At 70.4% G+C, this 19969-nt stretch carries 18 protein-coding genes and 1 tRNA gene; 13 read left to right on the top strand and 6 right to left on the bottom strand.

Annotated features, from left to right (window positions below; genetic code table 11):
- Window positions 1–65: 65 nt before the first annotated feature.
- Window positions 66–416: a hypothetical protein gene (locus tag AAHZ94_RS09600; protein WP_349992183.1), complete on the bottom strand. Its 351-nt coding sequence runs from the start codon at window positions 414–416 to the stop codon at window positions 66–68.
- A gap of 260 nt (window positions 417–676) precedes the next feature.
- Between AAHZ94_RS09600 and paaA the strand changes: the two genes are divergently transcribed.
- The 5 genes from paaA to AAHZ94_RS09575 are packed head-to-tail and all read left to right on the top strand — an operon-like array spanning window position 677 to window position 4425.
- Window positions 677–1717 carry a 1,2-phenylacetyl-CoA epoxidase subunit PaaA gene (paaA, locus tag AAHZ94_RS09595; RefSeq protein ID WP_349992182.1) on the top strand — a complete coding sequence of 347 codons (1041 nt, stop codon included), beginning with the start codon at window positions 677–679 and terminating at the stop codon, window positions 1715–1717.
- The gene (gene paaB, locus AAHZ94_RS09590) at window positions 1714–2001 is read left to right on the top strand and encodes a 1,2-phenylacetyl-CoA epoxidase subunit PaaB (protein WP_349992180.1); all 288 of its coding nucleotides are present in this window, start codon (window positions 1714–1716) and stop codon (window positions 1999–2001) included. Before paaA ends, paaB begins: the two co-directional genes overlap by 4 nt.
- A complete protein-coding gene (gene paaC, locus AAHZ94_RS09585; RefSeq protein ID WP_349992179.1) occupies window positions 1998–2714 on the top strand; it encodes a 1,2-phenylacetyl-CoA epoxidase subunit PaaC in 717 nt (238 codons plus the stop codon). The genes paaB and paaC overlap by 4 nt, the downstream gene beginning before the upstream one ends.
- Window positions 2708–3226 carry a 1,2-phenylacetyl-CoA epoxidase subunit PaaD gene (gene paaD, locus AAHZ94_RS09580; RefSeq protein ID WP_349992177.1) on the top strand — a complete coding sequence of 173 codons (519 nt, stop codon included), beginning with the start codon at window positions 2708–2710 and terminating at the stop codon, window positions 3224–3226. Before paaC ends, paaD begins: the two co-directional genes overlap by 7 nt.
- Window positions 3223–4425 (top strand): 2Fe-2S iron-sulfur cluster-binding protein, encoded by a 1203-nt coding sequence (locus AAHZ94_RS09575; protein WP_349992175.1) that lies wholly within the window; start codon window positions 3223–3225, stop codon window positions 4423–4425. Before paaD ends, AAHZ94_RS09575 begins: the two co-directional genes overlap by 4 nt.
- A gap of 242 nt (window positions 4426–4667) precedes the next feature.
- On the opposite strand, the gene AAHZ94_RS09570 is transcribed toward AAHZ94_RS09575, so the two are convergent.
- From AAHZ94_RS09570 to AAHZ94_RS09560, 3 genes are all read right to left on the bottom strand, one after another.
- Window positions 4668–5012: a rhodanese-like domain-containing protein gene (locus AAHZ94_RS09570; protein ID WP_349992173.1), complete on the bottom strand. Its 345-nt coding sequence runs from the start codon at window positions 5010–5012 to the stop codon at window positions 4668–4670.
- Between the two features lie 492 nt (window positions 5013–5504).
- Window positions 5505–6350 carry a hypothetical protein gene (locus AAHZ94_RS09565; RefSeq protein ID WP_502964624.1) on the bottom strand — a complete coding sequence of 282 codons (846 nt, stop codon included), beginning with the start codon at window positions 6348–6350 and terminating at the stop codon, window positions 5505–5507.
- A gap of 49 nt (window positions 6351–6399) precedes the next feature.
- Window positions 6400–8286 carry a DUF2252 domain-containing protein gene (locus tag AAHZ94_RS09560; protein WP_349992171.1) on the bottom strand — a complete coding sequence of 629 codons (1887 nt, stop codon included), beginning with the start codon at window positions 8284–8286 and terminating at the stop codon, window positions 6400–6402.
- 269 nt (window positions 8287–8555) lie between these two features.
- Between AAHZ94_RS09560 and AAHZ94_RS09555 the strand changes: the two genes are divergently transcribed.
- Window positions 8556–8990 carry a MarR family winged helix-turn-helix transcriptional regulator gene (locus tag AAHZ94_RS09555; protein WP_349992170.1) on the top strand — a complete coding sequence of 145 codons (435 nt, stop codon included), beginning with the start codon at window positions 8556–8558 and terminating at the stop codon, window positions 8988–8990.
- A 124-nt stretch (window positions 8991–9114) separates the two neighbouring features.
- Here AAHZ94_RS09555 and AAHZ94_RS09550 read toward each other — a convergent pair whose 3' ends face one another.
- Window positions 9115–9477 (bottom strand): winged helix-turn-helix transcriptional regulator, encoded by a 363-nt coding sequence (locus AAHZ94_RS09550; protein ID WP_349992168.1) that lies wholly within the window; start codon window positions 9475–9477, stop codon window positions 9115–9117.
- A gap of 301 nt (window positions 9478–9778) precedes the next feature.
- Between AAHZ94_RS09550 and AAHZ94_RS09545 the strand changes: the two genes are divergently transcribed.
- A complete protein-coding gene (locus tag AAHZ94_RS09545; RefSeq protein ID WP_349992166.1) occupies window positions 9779–10429 on the top strand; it encodes an FMN-dependent NADH-azoreductase in 651 nt (216 codons plus the stop codon).
- A gap of 719 nt (window positions 10430–11148) precedes the next feature.
- Here AAHZ94_RS09545 and AAHZ94_RS09540 read toward each other — a convergent pair.
- Window positions 11149–11232: transfer RNA gene (locus AAHZ94_RS09540), tRNA-Leu, on the bottom strand.
- A gap of 386 nt (window positions 11233–11618) precedes the next feature.
- Between AAHZ94_RS09540 and AAHZ94_RS09535 the strand changes: the two genes are divergently transcribed.
- From AAHZ94_RS09535 to pknB, 6 genes are all read left to right on the top strand, one after another.
- Window positions 11619–12485: an FHA domain-containing protein gene (locus AAHZ94_RS09535; protein ID WP_349992164.1), complete on the top strand. Its 867-nt coding sequence runs from the start codon at window positions 11619–11621 to the stop codon at window positions 12483–12485.
- 10 nt (window positions 12486–12495) lie between these two features.
- The gene (locus AAHZ94_RS09530) at window positions 12496–13014 is read left to right on the top strand and encodes an FHA domain-containing protein FhaB/FipA (RefSeq protein WP_349992162.1); all 519 of its coding nucleotides are present in this window, start codon (window positions 12496–12498) and stop codon (window positions 13012–13014) included.
- Window positions 13015–13050: 36 nt separating this feature from the next.
- Window positions 13051–14661, top strand: a complete 1611-nt coding sequence (locus AAHZ94_RS09525) for a Stp1/IreP family PP2C-type Ser/Thr phosphatase (RefSeq protein WP_502964625.1) — start codon at window positions 13051–13053, stop codon at window positions 14659–14661.
- A 21-nt stretch (window positions 14662–14682) separates the two neighbouring features.
- Window positions 14683–16098 carry an FtsW/RodA/SpoVE family cell cycle protein gene (locus AAHZ94_RS09520; protein ID WP_349992159.1) on the top strand — a complete coding sequence of 472 codons (1416 nt, stop codon included), beginning with the start codon at window positions 14683–14685 and terminating at the stop codon, window positions 16096–16098.
- Window positions 16095–17561, top strand: a complete 1467-nt coding sequence (locus AAHZ94_RS09515; RefSeq protein WP_349992158.1) for a peptidoglycan D,D-transpeptidase FtsI family protein — start codon at window positions 16095–16097, stop codon at window positions 17559–17561. The genes AAHZ94_RS09520 and AAHZ94_RS09515 overlap by 4 nt, the downstream gene beginning before the upstream one ends.
- 170 nt (window positions 17562–17731) lie before the next feature.
- Window positions 17732–19786, top strand: coding sequence for a Stk1 family PASTA domain-containing Ser/Thr kinase (gene pknB, locus AAHZ94_RS09510; protein WP_349992156.1), 2055 nt, complete (start codon window positions 17732–17734; stop codon window positions 19784–19786).
- Window positions 19787–19969 lie beyond the last annotated feature (183 nt).

Below are 19969 nucleotides of genomic sequence, written 5' to 3'. Positions count from 1 at the left end.
TTTTTTTATTTACCCGGCCCCGCCCCTAACCCTACCATGTTTCAGGGGGCGGTGGGGTTTTTTTTTTAAAACACAGCCCAACCCCCCCCCCCCCCGCCCCCCCCCCCCGCCACGGCGGCCGTAACACCCGTCGCGTCCCGGAGGGCACCCTGCCGCCCGCCGTCGCCACCGTCCAGGCCGGGCTCGGCGGCAGCTTCGGACGGTGCTCGCGGCGCGTCCTGCGGATCGGAGCCAGCCGCCCCACCGGTATCCACCACACGGCCCGCACCGTCCGTACCGCCATCCACGCCCTCACCACCCGTTCGTACGGCGTCGTGCTGCCGCGGCGCCGCATCGGCGCCCGAACCGCCCGCACCCGGCCCTTCGCCGTCCGCGCCGGCCCGTCCAGACCGCTCGGCTCGCTCGTCCGGTTGCATACCCGCCCCGTTCCCCTTCTCGGCAGCGCTCGGCGCCGCTCTCCTTCGCCCGGAGACGGTACCTACGGTGCCTCATCCAGCACAGCTCCCCCGAGTTATCCACAGGCCAGTTATCCACAGCCTTGACACCGGTTGAGGCACCAGAGACCATCGAACCGAACGATCGGTCGGTCGGGTGAGGGGTTCGCGGCACGGCTCGCGACACCCAGCAGCCCGACAAGGTCTCGACGACCTGCGGGTCGGTGGCGAGGAGACATGACATGACGACGATGGCGCCGGACGCCGGCACACAAGACGACGCAGCCCACGAAGCGCGCTTCAACGAGGCAGTCGCCGCCGACGAGCGCATCGAGCCACGCGACTGGATGCCGGACGCCTACCGCGCCTCACTCGTGCGGCAGATAGCCCAGCACGCCCACTCCGAGATCATCGGCATGCAGCCCGAGGCGAACTGGATCAGCCGCGCACCCTCGCTCCGCCGCAAGGCCATCCTGATGGCCAAGGTCCAGGACGAAGCAGGCCACGGCCTCTACCTCTACAGCGCCGCAGAAACCCTGGGCACCGGCCGCGACGAACTCCTCGACCGCCTCCACACCGGCCGCCAGAAGTACTCGTCGATCTTCAACTACCCCACCCTGACCTGGGCCGACGTCGGCGCGATCGGCTGGCTCGTGGACGGCGCCGCCATCACCAACCAGGTGCCCCTGTGCCGCTGCTCCTACGGCCCCTACGCACGCGCGATGGTCCGCATCTGCAAGGAGGAGTCCTTCCACCAGCGCCAGGGGTACGAACTCCTCCTCGCCCTCAGCCAGGGCACCGAGGCCCAGCACGCCATGGCCCAGGACGCAGTCGACCGCTGGTGGTGGCCGTCCCTGATGATGTTCGGGCCGCCCGACGGCGAGTCGGCGCACTCCGCCCAGTCCATGGCCTGGCGCATCAAACGCCACTCCAACGACGAACTGCGGCAGCGCTTCGTCGACATCTGCGTCCCACAAGCCGAATCCCTCGGCCTCACCCTGCCCGACCCCGACCTGACCTGGGACGAAGAGCACGGCCACTACGCCTTCGGCACCATCGACTGGGACGAGTTCCGCGAGGTCCTGCGCGGCAACGGCCCGTGCAACGCCCAGCGGGTCAACCAGCGCCGCACGGCCCACGAAGAAGGCGCCTGGGTGCGCGAAGCCGCCGCCGCCTACGCGGCCAAGCACGAGCACCCCACCGACACAGCCGGCACCCCGGGCGCAGCGGACGCACCGGACACAGCGGACACAGCGGACGTACGAGAAGAGGACATCGCATGAGCACGGCGGACTGGCCCCTGTGGGAGGTCTTCGTACGCAGCAGGCGCGGGCTCAGCCACACCCACGCCGGCAGCCTGCACGCGCCGGACGCCGCCATGGCCCTGCGCAACGCCCGCGACCTGTACACCCGCCGCTCGGAAGGGGTGTCCATCTGGGTCGTGCCCTCCGCCGAGATCACCGCGTCATCCCCGGACGAGAAGGACCCCTTCTTCGAGCCGGCAGCCGACAAGCCGTACCGCCACCCCACGTTCTACGACATCCCCGAGGGGGTGCGGCACCTGTGAACCCCGTACCCACCAGCGCCGCCCTGGCCCTCGGAGACGACGCCCTGGTCCTCTCGCACCGGCTGGGGGAGTGGGCCGGCCACGCCCCCGTCCTGGAAGAGGAACTGGCCCTCGCCAACATCGCACTCGACCTGCTCGGCCAGGCCCGCGTCCTCCTCTCCCTCGTCGGCGACGAGGACGAACTGGCCTACCTCCGCGAAGAGCGCGCGTTCCGCAACCTCCAACTCGTGGAACAGCCCCGCGGCGACTTCGCCCACACCATCGCCCGCCAGCTCTACTTCTCCGGCTACCAACGACTGCTCTACGAGGAACTGGCACAGGGCACCGGCCCGTTCGCCGAACTCGCGGCCAAGGCGGTCAAGGAAGTCGACTACCACCGCGACCACGCCGAACAGTGGACCCTGCGCCTCGGCGACGGAACGGCCGAGAGCCACCAGCGGATGCAGCAGGCCCTGGACGAGCTGTGGCGCCACACCGGAGAGGCATTCGAGCCGGTCGAGGGCCTGGAAGTGGACTGGGCCACCCTGCGCGAGCGCTGGACGGAGCGCATCACCAGCGTCGTACAACAGGCCACGCTCACCCTGCCGACCGGACCCCAACAGGGATCGTGGGCCGCAGGAGCCGGCCGACAGGGCGTCCACACCGAACCCTTCGGCCGCATGCTCGCCGAGATGCAGCACCTGCACCGCAGCCACCCGGGGGCGACATGGTGACACCGAGCCCCCTTGCCGAAACCCCACTGGAACGCGAGCTGCGCCAAGCCGCCGGCTCCGTCCCCGACCCCGAGCTGCCCGTCCTCAGCCTCGCCGAGCTCGGCGTACTGCGCTCTCTCCGCATGACGGGCCCGGGCAAGGTCGAGGTGGAACTCACACCGACCTACACCGGCTGCCCCGCCATCGAGACCATGGCCGCCGACATCGAACGGGTGCTGCACCAGCACGGCATACCCGAAGTCGCCGTGCACACGGTGCTCTCACCACCCTGGACCACCGACGCCATCAGCGCCGACGGCCGGCGCAAACTCCAAGAGTTCGGCATCGCCCCACCGCGCCCCACCGGCCCGGCGCCAGCCGGCCCGATAGCCGTTGACCTGGCGATCCGCTGCCCGCACTGCGGCTCCACCAGCACCAGCCTGCTCAGCAGGTTCTCCTCCACCGCGTGCAAGGCACTCCGCCGCTGCGAAAGCTGCCTCGAACCCTTCGACCACTTCAAGGAGTTGTCATGAGCTCGGCCCGTCACAGCGCCTTCCACCGGTTGCGCGTGACGGCCACCGACCGGCTCACTGACGACGCCGTGGCCATCACCTTCGCCGTACCACCCGAACTGCGCGACCACTACCGCTACACCCCCGGCCAGCACATCGCACTGCGCCGCTTCACCGGCAACACCGAGATACGCCGCACCTACTCGATCTGCTCCCCGGTCACGGACCCGGCCGGGCCCGCGAGCCTGCGCATAGGCGTACGGCTGGTCGAGGGCGGCGAGTTCTCCACGTACGCGCTCAAGGAGCTCACCGTGGGCGACGAGGTGGAGGTGATGGCCCCCACCGGCCGCTTCGTGCTCGACGTCGCCCCCACGACCGAGCCCGGAAGCGAGGGCGAGGGCGCGCCCGGAGGAGCAGCCGAAGGAGCCGCTGGCCAAACGGCTGAAGAAGCTGAGGAAGCTGAGGAAGCTGAAGAAACGGTGCGGCACCCGCAGGGCGGCGGGCACTACGCGGCCATCGTCGGCGGCAGCGGCATCACCCCGGTGCTCTCCATCGCCGCCACCTTGCTGGCGAACCGGCCGGACGCCCGCTTCTGCCTGCTGCGCAGCGACCGCACCGCCGCCTCCACCATGTTCCTCGAAGAGGTCGCCGACCTCAAAGACCGCTACCCGGACCGGTTCCAACTCATCCACGCACTCTCACGCGAAGAGCAACAGGTCGGCCTGGACTCCGGACGCCTGGACCAGGAACGACTCACCACCCTGCTGCCGGCGCTGCTCCCGGTGGAAGCCGTCGACGGCTGGTTCCTCTGCGGCCCGTACGGCCTCGTCCAGGCCGCCGACGCCACACTCCAGGAGCTGAACGTCCCCCGCACCCGGGTGCACCAGGAAATCTTCCACGTGGCCGACGACCCCGCGCCGACACGCAGCAGCGCCGCGCCCGCACACAGCACGGTCACCATCACCCTCGACGGCCGGTCGGGCAGTTGGCCGGTACGCGAGACGGAATCGCTCCTCGAAACGGTGCTCCGCAACCGCGCCGACGCCCCGTACGCCTGCAAGGGCGGCGTCTGCGGCACCTGCCGCGCCTTCCTGGTCACCGGCGAAGTCCACATGGAGCGCAACTTCGCGCTGGAAGCCGAGGAGTTGGACGCGGGGTACGTACTGGCCTGCCAATCCCACCCCGTCAGCGAACGAGTGGAACTCGACTTCGACCGCTGACCGCTGACCGCTCCGGCCACTGGCCACTCACCGTTGGCCACGCCGCGCTCCCCACTCCGAGCTCAGATTTGCGCCCCTGGCGCGACAGAGGAGGCGTACGGGCCAGATGGGGCGCGGCCGGGAGGGGAAACGCGGGTCGGAGCGAGCGCGTGCGGGGGGGGCTGGCCCCATGAGCTCCAGCAGGAACCGAAACACCACGGCCGGGCCCCAGAGCCCGGCCGTTCCCCTTTCGCCGCCCAAGGTCAGAGCACCGAAGCGGGCTGCTCCCCCTCGCTCACCATCGGACGCCCAGCGGCGTGCCAGGCCAGCATCCCGCCGCCCACGTTCACCGCGTCCAGCCCCTGCGCGAGCAGATACTGCGCCACCTGCGCGGACCGGCCGCCGACCCGACACACGACATGCACCCGACGGCCGTCGGCAACCGCCTCGGTGAGCTCACCGAACCGGGCCACGATCTCGCTCATCGGCAGGTGCAACGCGCCATCGGCATGCCCGGCCGCCCATTCGTCGTTCTCACGGACGTCCAACAGAAACCCATCGGCCGGCACCGCCGCGGCCTCCACCTCAGGCAGTTGGGCAAATGACATCAAGGCACCTCGTTCTCTTGTTTCCCGGCATTCTCAGACTTCCAAGCTTTCGCACTTCGGGGGGGCTTCCCCCTCCCTCCCCCCTCCCCTCCCCCCTCGCCCCACCCCCGCCACCTAACCCACCCCACAGGCCACCCAACCCCCACGCCGCGCCCCCACCACCCCAAGCCACACCGCCCCAGCCCCCAGCCAGCCTCAGGCCCAGCCCATTCCACCGCCCCCAACCACCCACGCCTCACCAGCCGCCAGCCCCCGCCCCAGCCGCCAGCCCTAAACCACCAACTGCCGCGCCCCCATCAACCACCAACCCCTAATCACCCTCCACCGCACGAACCACCCACCACATACCAACAGCCACCCACCACATACCAACCCCCCCCTAGCAACCAGCACCCCTCAACTCACACCCCCACCCCACCCAGCAACCCACCAACTCCGCACCGGCTCCGCCCCCCCCGCCTAACCCAACAACCCCCGCTAACCCACCAACCGCTAACCCACCAACCCCGCCAGCCGGGCTTCGCGTTCTGCTACCTGGGCCAGTAGTTGTTCTGCGATTTCGTCGAGCAGGCCGTCCGGGTCGTCCTGGGCCATTTTGATCATGGAGCCGATGGCGCTGGCCTCCAGTTCCTCGGCCATGGTCGCCAGGAGTTCCTTGCGCGCGGCGAGCCACTCCAGCCGGGCGTAGAGCTCTTCGCTGCGGCTGGGCCACTGGGGCTCGGGGGCCGGGCCCGCGTCCCATTCGTCCGCCAGCGCTTGGAGTTCTTCGGCGTTGCCGTCCGCGTAGGCGGCGTTGACCCGTACCAAGAATGCCTCTCGGCGTTCCCGCTCGGCCTCTTCCCGAGCCAGGTCGGGGTGGGCCTTGCGGACCAGTTCGCGGAAGATGCGGCGGGCCTCCTCGCCGGGCCGTACCCGGGGCGGTGGTTGGACCGGGCGTTCCGTGAGCATGGACTGGGCCTCGTCCGAGATGCCGTCGGAGTCCATCCAGCCCTGGAACAGTTCCTCCACCTGCGGCATGGGCAGCACCAGTGCGCGCGCTTCCCTGGCCCGGCGCAGGTCCTCCGCATCACCGGACTTGGCCGCGATGGCTTCCGCGATCAGTGCGTCCAGTTCGTCCAGCCGCGTGTACATGGGGCCGAGCCGTTGGTGGTGCAGGCGAGAGAAGTTCTCGACCTCGACCCGGAAGGACTCCAACGCGATCTCGAACTCGATCAACGCCTGCTCGGCCGCCCGCACGGCACGCTCCAGCCGTTCCTCGGGGCGTGGCGGGGCTCCCGGCGCGGACTGCGCTGGCTGCTGGCGCGCTTCCTGGTTCGTCTGCGCTTCGGGGTTCGTCACCTGGCCAGCCTACGGGCCGCCCGGTGCGGCGGGCGCGCCGCAGCGCGGTTCACACCCCCAGCTCGGCGGGTATCTGCCCGGCCCGTACGGCGGCGACCAGGTGTGCGTGGTCGGCCTCGGTCCGGTCGGCGTAGCCAACCGCGTACTGCGCCACCGCCTCGTCCAGTTCTTCTCCCTTGCCGCAGTAGCCGCCGATGACGCGGGGGTCCGCGCTGTGCGAGTGGGCCCGGGCCAGCAGGGCGCCCGTCATCCGGCCGTAGTCGTCGAGTTGCTCCGCGGCCAGCGCCGCCGGGTCCACGCTTCCCTTGCGGTTACGGAACTGCCGCACCTGGTAGGGCCGCCCGTCCACTGTCGTCCAGCCCAGTAGTTGGTCGCTGACCACCTGTATCTGCTTCTGTCCGAGGACCACCCGTCGGCCCTCGTGCGCTGCCGCCACCAGCGAATCGCCCGGTGCCACTCCGGCCACGGCGCCCGCCCCAGCACCGCCCGCAGTGGCGCCGAGCACGGCCTCGGCATGGGCGGCGGAGTCGCTGTCGGCGACGGAGACGACGTCCGCAGCAGTCGGTACGTACGCGGGGCTCCAGCGCGGGTCCAGGGAGACCTTGCTCACATGCGGGAGCAGCGCGGACGGTCTGGCCTCCTTCACCTGGAGGATCAGCGGCTCGCCGCGGTGGTCGAGCAGCAGCACCACGTAGGAGCGGGTGCCGACGCTGCCGGTGCCCACCACGCGGAAGGCCACGTCGTGCACGGCGTACCTGGCCAGCAGGGGCAGCCGGTCGGCCGGCAGGGTGTGCAGGTAGTCGCCGAGGGCCAGGGCCACCGTCGCGGCCTCGACGTCCGAGACCGGGCGCAGGACCGGTGGCGCGGCCACGAAGCGCCGGCGGCCGTCCGGTGTCCGCTCGGTCGCCCGTGCCGCGAACCTGGCGCTGGTGTTGCGCCGCGCCTTGGCCGACACCCGTTCCAGGGTGCCGAGCAGGTCCCGGGCGTCGGTGTGCGAGACGAGTTCCTCGTCGGCGATGGCGTTCCACGCCTCGGCCGTCGGGAGCTTGGCCAGCAGTCGCATCGTGCGGCGGTAGGCACCCGCCGCGTCCCGGGCCGCCGTACGGCAGGTGTCCTCGTCCGCGCCGGCCTCCCGGCCCGCCAGGACGAGCGAGGTGGCGAGCCGCTTCAGGTCCCATTCCCACGGTCCGTACACGGTCTCGTCGAAGTCGTTGAGGTCGATGACCAGGCGTCCGCGCGCGTCCCCGTACAGCCCGAAGTTCGCCGCGTGCGCGTCGCCGCAGATCTGGGCGCCCACGCCGGTGACCGGCCCGGCCGCGAGGTCGTGGGCCATCAGGCCGGCCGCGCCCCGCAGGAACGCGAAGGGGGAGGCTGCCATGCGGCCGACGCGGATGGGGACCAGGTCCGGTAGCCGGCCGGTGTTGGACGCGCGTACCGCGGTGACCGCGTCGGGGCGCTGGGGGTCGAGGTCGAGCCGGCCGTGCAGGTCGCGGGGTGTCCGCTCGCGCAGCGCCTTCCCGTCGCGCTTGCCGAGCCCCGCGCCGTCGCGTCGGGCGAAGCCCGGCACCTGGGGCACGCGCGCCCGGCCGGCACCACCCTGGCCTGTCTGCTGCTGTCGGGCCTGGTCGGTCTGCTGCTGTGGGGCCCCTGCCGGCGCCTGAGCGGGGGCTGTGAGCCCTGCGGTCGCCGGCGCGGCAGCCGCCTCCACCGCGGCGCCGCCCGTCGCGGGAGCGGCCGGTGTGACGCCTGTGCCGGACGCGTCGACCGCTGGCCGATCCGCCCGCGATCCTCCCGTGCCGTCCGTCGGCTGCTGGTCGCCGAGCGCCGTCCGTGCGGACGCGTCGTTCGCCACCGCGGCGCCCGCCGTCTCCTCGGCCGCCGCTTCCAGCGCCACGTCGTTGACCGCCTCGGTGGCAGCCTCGCTGTCAGCAGCCATGGTTCGCCCTCCCCGCCCCGATCCGCACCGGGCTTCGGTGCGTGTGGATGAACCGTACAGACAAGGGGCCAGATCGGTGCGAGCCTGTGGATAACCTAATTACGTTGCAACATACAACAAGTTTTCCATGGGCTCGACGAACCCCTTCGCTCGCCGCTGACCAGGCCGAACACCCGGATGGGCCGTCTCCACAGGCCATCGCCATGCGGTCAAGTCCCGCCCCCGGACGCCGCGACCCACCCCCGACTCCCCACGCGAGGAGCCCCCCCATGGCCGACCGAGACGCCTCCGTCGAGACCATCCGCCGCGAGCTGACGACCTTCGCCCGGCGGGCCCGCGCCGTCGCGGCGCGCGTCCACCCCGAGCTCTCGCTGGTCTCCTTCACGCTGCTCGCGCATCTGGAGGACGCGGACGGCTGCCGCGCCACCGACCTCGCGGCGTACTACCTGCTGGACAAGTCGACCGTCAGCCGCCAGATCGCCACCCTGGAGCACCTCGGCTACGTCGTGCGTCGCACCGACCCCACCGACCACCGGGTGCAGGTGCTCCACCTGACCGCGTCAGGAACCGACGTGCTCCATGGCGTGACCGCCAGCCGTCGCGCCCTACTGCACCGCCGCCTCGCCGACTGGGACGCGGCCGACCTGGAGCAGTTCGCGACATACCTGACCCGCTACAACGCCGCCCCGGGCGACCTCGGCTAACCACCGACCGGACAGCCCCACGGGCCACCCCCGGGCCACCGCTCGGGGCTGCTCACGGGCACCCAGAACGCAGCACCCCGGCGCCCCGCACCCCCGCAGCCCTTCACCCCGCGCCCCCGCGCACCTACGCACGAAAGCGCTGCGGACACTCGCCGCCGTCGGGGAGGTACGTCTCGGCCCAGCGGCCGAGTTCCCGCAGCGCGGGCTCGATGGCCTCGCCACCCTCGGTCAGCCGGTAGAAGACGCGCAGCGGCGGGCCCGCGTCCACCTCGCGGGCGACCAGGCCGACCGCGGCCAACTCCGTGAGCCGGTCGGACAGCATGCGTTCGCTGATCCCGGGGATGGCCCGGCGCAGCTCGGCGAAGTGGGCGCCGCCGCTCATCAGCGTGGCCACGATCAGGCCCGTCCAGCGTTTGCCGAAGAGCTCAAAGACGCGTGTCACGCCGGCGTCCGCCTGCCTACAGCCCACTTCCGCGCCATCCGTCATGCCCACAGCGTACCGCCCGTCTCGTTCGTAGCTGCAAAAAAGTAAGCTGCTGTGTTATTACTAGGTACGTACGGAAGCTTGGTCCGGTCGAGCCGTGCGGCGTCGCCTTTAGCCGCCCCTCCTCGCCCTCGCGCCCCGTCCACCCGCACCACGCATCACCGCTCCACCCACATCACTCGCACCACCGCCTCACCCGCCACGTCTCCACATCCCTGAATCCCCGCCCGAATCCCCACACGGGTGCGTCCCGCACCCCACACCCGCCCCTGCACCGCCGTGCAGGACCAACCCGGAGGCCGAAATGCCCACCCTGTTGCACCTCGACTCGTCCCTCTTCCCGCTGGAGGGTTCCGCCTCCCGTGACGTGGCCGCCAGCTTCCGCAAGGCGTGGGAGGCCGAGCACCCGGACGGCACCGTGATCTACCGCGACCTGGACGCCGATCCGCTGCCGCACATCGACGCCGTCTCCGCGTCCGCCGGCTTCTCCGACCCCGCCGACCACAGCCCCGAGCAGCAGGCCGCCTTTGCCGTACGGGTGGCACTCGCCGAGGAGTTGGAGCAGGCGGACGCGGTGCTCATAGGCGCCCCGATGTACAACTTCACGATCCCCTCCACCCTGAAGACCTGGCTCGACCAGGTGATCATCGTGGGCCGCACGGCGGGCGAAGCGCCCTCGGCCGCCGGCACCCCGGTCACCGTGGTGGCCAGCCGCGGCGGCTCGTACGCACCGGGCACCCCGCGCGAGAGCTTCGAGTTCGTGCAGAACTACCTGGAGAAGGTGCTGACCGGCATGCTCGGCCTTGAGGTCGACTTCATCGTCCCCGAGCTGACCCTCGCCCGCTCCAACCCGGCGATGGCCGAACTCGTCGAGAAGTCCGACGCCTCCCGCGCCAAGGCCCACGAGGACGCCGCCAGCAAGGCCAAGCTCCTGGCCGCCCGCGCCGCCGGCTGAGCAGCCCGGCAGGAGGAATCACCGACCACCACCCGTCGGGGGCGTACGCACCGCGCACCACGAGCCGGCAACCGGGCCGAACACCCGGCCCGTACGCCCCCGACCCCCTGCCCACACCCCATCGCTCCAGCCGCTCCGGTCGCTCCAGCCACAACCCGCCGGTCCGACCCGACCCGCCCCAGCCCGCCAGCGCCAACCCACCCCGGCCCCGGCCAGCCCCGCTCGGCCAGCACGCGCATCGGGCACCCGCGCAACCGGCCAACTACGCCCGCGCACGGGCCCGTACACGCCCTTGCCGCCCCCGCAAGCAACCGCCGCCAGCCGCCCCCTAGCCGGCCGCCGGGGCGACGTCACCCCCTCCGGCCAGGGACACGCTCGTAATTTCGGCCAACGTCCGTCGTCTCTCGGCCTCTACCCGCACTCTGCGCCCGGCGCCGATCCGTACCGATCCGCACCGCCCGGCCGCGGGAAACCGTCCACCGGTCGGACCGGGGAACAGTGCCCGACGCCCACCGGAACGCGGTGCGCCCGGCTGCCGAATCCTGCCGATTCCGTTGCCGGAACAGCACCGTGGAGCGGGTGGCGCCGCGGAGCAACAGCGCGGGAACAACGACTCCAGGGAACTCTCCGAGGAAACACACGGCGGCCGGCCGGAACCCACGAGAAAGCATGACAAAAGCAAGAGACCCCCTGATTGACAGGAGGTCTCTTGCTTCTTGTGCGCGAGGGGGGAGTTGAACCCCCACGCCCTTTCGGGCACTGGAACCTGAATCCAGCGCGTCTGCCTATTCCGCCACCCGCGCATGGGTGTCGTCGTGTGACTTCCTCACCTTATGGGGTGCGATCCTTCCGATCAAAATCGACCGGGAGAGATCCATCCGCATTTCGGTGGGGGCGCCTTCCGACATCCAGAAGATTAGCACGCTGGTCGGGGTGGCCTCACATCCATTGGCGGAGGGCCCACCGGCCGAGACACCGTCCGACCGGTGAGGGGAGCCCGCCGGTTGCGGGACACTGGTTCTGGAGCACATCTACGATCCCCGATGACGGGGGACGCTCCGCTGCGGGGGAGTGACACTCCTCGCACCGGACCAGGAAGGGGAACCAGCCGATTTCCCGACGCGTGGATACGATCAGTAAGCAGTATCAAGACGACACGACCGAGGAAGACTGAGGAAGGAGGTGCCCCGTGGGAGTACTGAAGCGCTTCGAGCAGCGTCTCGAAGGTCTCGTGAACGGCACCTTCGCCAAGGTGTTCAAGTCCGAGGTCCAGCCGGTCGAGATCGCGGGCGCGCTCCAGCGCGAGTGCGACAACAACGCCACCATCTGGAACCGCGACCGCACCGTCGTCCCCAATGACTTCATCGTCGAGCTGAGCAAGCCGGACTACGAGCGGCTCAGCCCGTACTCGGGACAGCTCGGCGACGAGTTGTCCGGCATGGTCCGCGACTACGCCAAGCAGCAGCGCTACACCTTCATGGGCACCATCAAGGTGCACCTGGAGCAGGCCGACGACCTCGACACCGGGCTGTACCGGGTGCGCAGCCGCACCCTCGCCGGCAGCCAGAGCCAGAGCCCGCAGCCGGGAGCGGCGCAGGGCCCGGCCGGTGGCGCGCCGCAGGGCCCGCCGCCCGGGCAGGGTCCCGGGTTGCGCGCGGTGCCGCCGCACGGCGGCCACCCCGGCCCGCCGCCCGGTGCTCCGCCGCCCATGCCCAGCGCCCCGCCGGCCGGTGCACGTGCCGGTCAGCCGGGGGCCGGGCCGCACTCCGGTGCGCAGACGCGGCGCTGGATCGAGATCAACGGCAACCGTCATCAAATTTCTCGGCCCACTCTGGTGCTGGGCCGCAGTACGGACGCTGACGTGCGGATCGACGATCCGGGCGTCTCGCGTCGGCATTGCGAGATCCGGGTCGGCACGCCCTCGACGGTCCAGGATCTGGGATCGACCAACGGCATCGTGGTAGACGGGCAGCACACCACGCGCGCTACGCTCCGCGACGGCTCCCGCGTCGTCGTGGGCAGCACCACCATCGTTTACCGGCAAGCCGAAGGGTGAAGCGGGGGCAATGTCAGAGCTGACCCTCACGGTCATGCGGTTGGGTTTCCTCGCCGTACTGTGGCTGTTCGTCATCGTGGCCGTACAGGTCATCCGCAGCGATCTGTTCGGTACGCGGGTGACCCAGCGCGGGTCGCGGCGCGGCAGTGACCGGGCGCCGCGGCAGCAGGCGGCCCCGCCACAGCAACAGCGGCAACAGCCCGGCGGCCGAGGGGGCGGCCGGCAGCGGCGCGGCGCCCCCACCAAGCTGGTGGTGACCGAGGGCACCCTCACCGGCACCACCGTCGCCCTCCAGGGGCAGACGATCTCCCTCGGCCGGGCCCATGACTCGACGATTGTGCTGGACGACGACTACGCCTCCAGCAGGCATGCCAGGATCTACCCGGACCGTGACGGGCAGTGGATCGTCGAGGATCTCGGATCCACGAACGGGACGTATCTCGACCGGGCCCGGCTCACCACGCCGACGCCGATTCCGCTCGGTGCGCCGATTCGTATCGGCAAGACCGTCATCGAGCTGCGGAAGTAGTAGGAACATGACGACCGGAGGGTGGGCACCGTGCGGATGTACCCGGAGCCGACGGGCGAGGTGCGCATGAGTCTGTCGCTGCGTTTCGCCGCCGGATCGCACAAGGGCATGATCCGGGAGGGAAACGAGGACTCCGGCTATGCCGGGCCCCGGCTGCTCGCGATCGCCGACGGCATGGGCGGGCAGGCGGCCGGTGAGGTCGCCAGCTCGGAAGTGATCTCCACGCTCGTCCAGCTCGACGACGACGTGCCCGGCTCCGACATCCTCACCTCGCTGGGCAACGCCCTCCAGCGGGCCAACGACCAGCTCCGCATGATGGTCGAGGAGGACCCGCAGCTCGAAGGCATGGGCACCACGCTGACCGCGCTGTTGTGGACCGGGCAGCGGCTCGGTCTGGTGCACGTCGGCGACTCCCGTGCGTACCTGTTGCGCGACGGCGTCCTCACTCAGATCACCCAGGACCACACCTGGGTGCAGCGGCTGGTGGACGAGGGGCGGATCACCGAGGAGGAGGCGACCACGCACCCGCAGCGGTCGCTGCTGATGCGGGCCCTGGGCAGTGGTGACCACGTCGAGCCCGATCTGTCGATCCGCGAGGTGCGGGCCGGCGACCGGTACCTGATCTGCTCGGACGGGCTGTCCGGCGTGGTCAGTCACCAGACCCTCGAAGAGACCCTGGCCAGTTACCAGGGGCCGCAGGAGACCGTGCAGGAGCTGATCCAGCTCGCGCTGCGCGGTGGCGGTCCCGACAACATCACCTGCATCGTCGCCGACGTCCTGGACGTGGACGGCGGCGACGGGCTGGCCGCGGCCCAGCTCAACGACACCCCGGTCATCGTCGGCGCGGTCGCCGAGAACCAGGTGCAGTTGGGCGACGGCGGCGCCGCGCAGACCCCTGCGGGGCGCGCCGCCGAGCTCGGCCGCAAGCCCGTGCCCTCCCAGGCCACCGGCGACGAGCCCGGCGGCTTCGGCCCGCCGGGCAGTGGCGATCCGGCGATCGGCCGGCCCGTCGACGGCGGTTTCGGTGGCTACGGGGACGACGGCGAGGTCCCGGCCAAGGGCGGTCGCGGCAAGTGGGGCAAGCGTTCGCTGTACATCGCGCTGGCGCTGGCCGTGGTCGGCGGCGGTCTGTACGGCGGTTACCGCTGGACGCAGAACCAGTACTACGTGGGGGCCAACGGCGACCACGTCGCGATCTACCAGGGCATCAGTCAGGACCTGGCCTGGATCAGCCTGAACGAGGTGCATGAGGACTACCGTGGCGTCCAGCTCAAGTACCTGCCCATAGACCAGCGCAGCCGGGTCGAGGACACGATCGCGATGAGCGACCTCGGCCAGGCCCGCAAGAAGGCCAGGCAGTTGGAGCTGCTCGCCGGCACCTGCCAGAAGCTCGACCAGCAAAAGCGCGCCGATCAGGAGCGCAAGCGCGCGGAGGACGAGCGCAAGCAGGCCGAGGACAAGCAGCAGGGCCCGCTGGGCAAGGACAAGGGCGATGCCGGCAACGGTGCGGGCGCCGAGGCCGGTAAGACCGACGGCCAGGAGCCGCGCGCCGACAAGACCACACCGTCACCCACCCCGACGCCAGGCCCCTCGCTGTCCGCGGCGGAGCGGGAATTGGCCGACGAGTGCGGCGGCACCCAGCAGTGAAGCGGTAGGGGGCCGCCAGTAATGAGCAGCAGCACCACCAGTACCACCACGATCAGTACGGCCGGGCCGCCGAGCCGCCGCAACACCGAGCTCGCGATGCTCGCCTTCGCGGTGGTCATCCCGGTCTTCGCGTACGCCAATGTGGGTCTCGCGCTGAGCGACGAGATGCCGTCCGGCATGCTCAGTTACGGGCTCGGGCTCGGGCTGTTGGCCGCCGTCGGCCACCTCGTGGTGCGCAAGTTCGCCCCGTACGCCGACCCGCTGCTGCTGCCGCTGGCCACCTTGCTCAACGGGCTCGGGCTGGTGCTGATCTGGCGGCTCGACCAGTCGGAGCGGCTGGCGCGGACCGCCGACGCGCAGGGCTTCGTGTACCAGGCGTCCGCGCCGAACCAGCTCATGTACTCGGCGATGGGCGTGGCGTTCTTCGTGGCCGTGCTCATGCTGCTCAAGGACCACCGCATCCTCCAGCGGTACACCTACATCTCGATGGCCGGCGCGCTGATCCTGCTGGTGATGCCGGTGTTCTTCCCGGCCAAGTTCGGTGCCCGGATCTGGGTGACGGTGGCCGGGTTCTCCATCCAGCCGGCCGAGTTCGCCAAGATCGTGATCGCCGTCTTCTTCGCCGGCTACCTCATGGTCAAGCGCGATGCGCTGGCGCTGGCCAGCCGCCGTTTCATGGGGCTGTACCTGCCGCGCGGCCGTGACCTCGGGCCGATCCTGGTGGTCTGGGCGATGAGCATCCTGATCCTGGTCTTCGAGACCGACCTGGGTACCTCGCTGCTGTTCTTCGGCATGTTCGTCGTGATGCTGTACGTGGCCACCGAGCGCACGAGTTGGATTGTCTTCGGTCTGTTGATGTCCGCTTTCGGCGCGGTCGGGGTGGCCACCTTCGAGCCGCACGTCCAGCAGCGCGTGGACGCCTGGCTCGACCCGTTCGCGGTCTACGACACCGGGCAGGGCACCGAGCAGATCGCGCAGGCGCTGATGGCGTTCGGCTCCGGCGGCGTGATGGGCACCGGCCTCGGCCAGGGCAATTCCGACCTGATCGGCTTCGCCGCCAACTCCGACTTCATCCTGGCCACCGTCGGCGAGGAGCTCGGGCTGGCCGGCACGATGGGCATCCTGTTGCTGTACGGGTTGATCGTGGAGCGTGGCGTGCGTACGGCGCTGGCCGCCCGCGACCCGTTCGGGAAGCTGCTGGCGATCGGCCTGTCGGCGGCCTTCGGCATCCAGATCTTCGTCGTCGCCGGCGGTGTGATGGGGTTGATCCCGCTGACCGGTATGACCATGCCCTTCCTGGCGGCTGGTGGTTCGTCCGTGATGGCCAACTGGGCGCTGATCGCCATTCTGATCAAGATCAGCGACACCGCCCGCCGGCCGGCGCCGGCCCCCGCACCCTCTCCTGACGCCGAGATGACCCAGGTGGTCCGACCGTGAACAAGCCCCTGCGCCGGATCGCGATCTTCTGCGGGCTGCTGGTGCTCGCCCTGCTGGTGCGCGACAACTGGATCCAGTTCGTCCAGGCCGACGAACTCGCCGACCACAAGCACAACCGCCGGGTGGAGATCGCCCGCTACAGCCAGCCGCGCGGCAACATCATCGTGGACGGCAAGGCCATCACCGGTTCCAAGGAGACCAACGGGACCGACTTCAAGTACAAGCGGACGTACACCGACGGCGAGATGTGGGCGCCGGTCACCGGCTACGCCTCGCAGGTCTACGGCTCCACGCAGTTGGAGAACATCCACGACGGCATCCTCACCGGGGACGACGACCGGCTGTTCTTCAACCGCACGCTCGACATGATCACGGGCAAGAGCAAGAAGGGTGGCGACGTGATCACCACCCTGAACCCGAAGGCTCAGAAGGCGGCCTTCGAGCGCCTGGGCGGCAAGAAGGGCGCGGTCGCCGCGATCGACCCGCGTACGGGCAAGATCCTCGCCCTGGCCTCCACGCCCAGCTACGACCCGTCCAACATCGCCGGCGGCTCCAAGAAGGACGAGGAGGAGTGGAAGCGGCTGGACGAGAAGAACAACAAGAACACCCCGATGCTCAACCGGGCGCTGCGCCAGACGTACCCGCCCGGCTCCACGTTCAAGGTGGTCACCGCAGCCGCCGCGCTGGAGAACGGCCTGTACGACAGCATCGACGAGCCGACCAAGTCGCCGCTGCCGTGGAAGCTGCCGCTGACGACCGGCCAGCCGCTGAAGAACGAGGGGCCCATCCCGTGCAAGAACGCCAGCCTCAAGCTGGCGCTCCAGGTCTCCTGCAACACCGTCTTCGGCAAGATCAGCGATGACCTCGGCAACGAGAAGATGATCGAGCAGGCCGAGAAGTTCGGCTTCAACGAAGAGGTCTTCATCCCGGTGCGCGCCGACGCGAGCATCTACCCGGAGGACAACCGGCCGCAGAACGCGATGGCCGGCATCGGCCAGGCCAGCAACCGCACCACCCCGCTCCAGATGGCCATGGTCACCGCGGCGATCGCCAACGACGGCAAGCTGATGAAGCCGTACATGGTGGACAAGCTGCGCGCGCCCAACCTGAACGTGGTCGAACAGACCAAGCCCGATGAGATGTCGCGTCCCATCTCGTCGGAGACGGCGCACAAGCTCCAGGACATGATGGAGAACGTCGTCTCCAAGGGAACCGGAACCAACGCCCGCATCCCCGGCGTCACCATCGGCGGCAAGACCGGCACCGCCCAGCACGGCGTGGCCAACAGCAAGAACCCGTACGCCTGGTTCATCTCCTACGCCAAGGGCGAGGACGGATCGCCGGTGGCGGTCGCGGTCGTCGTCGAGGACTCCGAGGCGGCCCGCGACGACATCTCCGGCGGCGGGCTCGCGGCACCGATCGCCAAGGCCGTCATGAAGGCGGTACTCGACAGCGAAAAGTGACTCAGGCCACCTCGATGATCCGGATCTCTACACAAGGCGGTACCGGTCGGATATCAGGTCACGGTGGAGGCCAGGACCCGTGAGACGCGCCGGGTACGGTATGCCGAGCAGCACACCGCCGGGCCCCCACACCGGTGCGGTCGGGAATGACGGAGAGGGCTGGAGAAGCTATGGAAGAGCCGCGTCGCCTCGGCGGCCGGTACGAGCTGGGCTCGGTGCTCGGCCGCGGTGGCATGGCGGAGGTCTACCTCGCCCATGACACGCGCCTGGGCCGCACCGTCGCTGTGAAGACGCTACGGGTCGACCTCGCGCGCGACCCGTCGTTCCAGGCCCGGTTCCGCCGTGAGGCCCAGTCGGCCGCCTCGCTCAACCATCCCGCGATCGTCGCGGTCTACGACACCGGCGAGGACTACGTCGACGGCGTCTCGATCCCGTACATCGTGATGGAGTACGTGGACGGCTCGACCCTCCGCGAACTGCTGCACTCCGGGCGCAAGTTGCTGCCGGAGCGGTCGATGGAGATGACCGTCGGCATCCTCCAGGCGCTGGAGTACTCGCACCGCAACCAGATCGTCCACCGCGACATCAAGCCGGCGAACGTCATGTTGACGCGCACCGGCCAGGTCAAGGTGATGGACTTCGGCATCGCCCGTGCGATGGGCGAGTCCGGCATGACGATGACGCAGACCGCGGCCGTGATCGGCACCGCCCAGTACCTCTCGCCCGAGCAGGCCAAGGGCGAACAGGTGGACGCGCGCAGCGACCTGTACTCCACCGGCTGCCTGCTGTACGAACTCCTCACGGTGCGGCCCCCGTTCGTCGGCGACTCGCCGGTGGCCGTCGCCTACCAGCACGTACGGGAGGAGCCGCAGCCGCCGAGCGCGTACGACCCGGAGATCACGCCCGAGATGGACGCGATCGTGCTGCGGGCGCTGGTGAAGGACCCGGACTACCGCTACCAGTCGGCGGACGAGATGCGGGCCGACATCGAGGCGGCGCTCGACGGGCAGCCGGTCGCCGCGACGGCCGCGCTCGGCGCGGTGGGTTACGGCGACGATCAGCCGACGGCCATGCTCAGGCCGCAGGACGCCGCGGCGCAGACCACGATGCTGCCGCCGGCCAGGGACGACGACGGCGGCTTCGGCTACGACGAGCGGCCCGACCGGCACCGCGGCGAGAAGAAGAACCACACCTCGACGGTTCTGCTGGTGCTCGCGGCGATCCTGGTGCTGGTGGGCGCGATCTTCATCGGCAAGTCGCTGTTCGGCAACGACCGGAACGACGACATGGTCGACGTGCCGAACCTGGTCGGCAAGACCCTCGACGAGGCCAAGCGGACCGCCGACAACGGTGACTTCCAGGTCGAGGAGGGGGACCCGAAGTTCTGCAAGGAACCCAAGGGCACGGTGTGCGAGCAGACCCCCGAGTTCACCCCGGACGCCGAGGTGAAGCGGAACGGCACCGTCACGGTCTTCCTGTCGAAGGGCCTCGCGGTCACCAAGGTCGAGGTGCCCGACGTCACCGAGAAGCAGGTGGACAACGCCAAGAAGCTCCTTGAAGAGAAGGAGTTCACGGTCACCGTCCAGGAGACCGAGTCCGAGCAGGAGCCGGGCAAGGTCCTCAGCCAGAGCCCGGACGGCGGCACCAAGGTCCGCAAGGGCAGCGAGGTCACGCTGACCGTGGCCAAGAAGAAGGCACAGGTCACCGTCCTGGACGTGCTCGGCAAGTCCGCCGACGAGGCCAAGCAACTGCTGACCGGCCAGGGGCTCAAGGTCGAGACGCAGGAGCAGGAGGTCGCGGACAAGCCGGCGGGCACGGTCATCAGCCAGACCCCGACCGGCGGCACCCCGGTGGTCCCGGAGTCCGTGGTCACGCTGACCATCGCCAAGGCGCCCGCGGACGACGGCGGCGACGAGGGTGACGGCGGCGACGACGGTGGCGACCAGGAGACGGACAAGCCGGTGCAGGTGCCAGCCCTCAGCCAGCAGAAGCTGAGCGCGGCCCGCGCCACACTGGCCGGCCTGGGCCTGCGCGTCGGCAGCATCACCGGACCGCAGAGCGACGACGCCATCGTCGTCGTCAGCGACCCCGGGGCCGGCAGCGAGGTACCGAAGGACACCGCGATCAACCTGACGACCTTCGTCGGCAACCCCGGCGGGGGCACCGGCCCGGGGGGGGGCGGTGACGCGGGCGACAACGGCGGCAACGGGGGTTGGTTCGGCTGATGGCCGACTGAGCTCCGGCCGACCACTCGGCTGACCGCCGTGGCCCAGCGCCCCGGCGCCGCACGGCAGGTGAACACGGCAGACGGACGGGGGGGGGGGGGGGGGGGGGGCGCCGCGGCGGGGGGCCGGGGGGGGGGGGGGGGGGGGGGGGGGGGGGGGGGGGGGGGGGGGGGGGGGGGGGTG

This window comes from Streptomyces sp. HSW2009 (assembly GCF_040240285.1).
GTDB lineage: Bacteria > Actinomycetota > Actinomycetes > Streptomycetales > Streptomycetaceae > Streptomyces.
The sequence above is the reverse complement of the archived record's forward strand: the minus strand, read 5'-3'. Positions and strand labels throughout refer to the sequence as shown.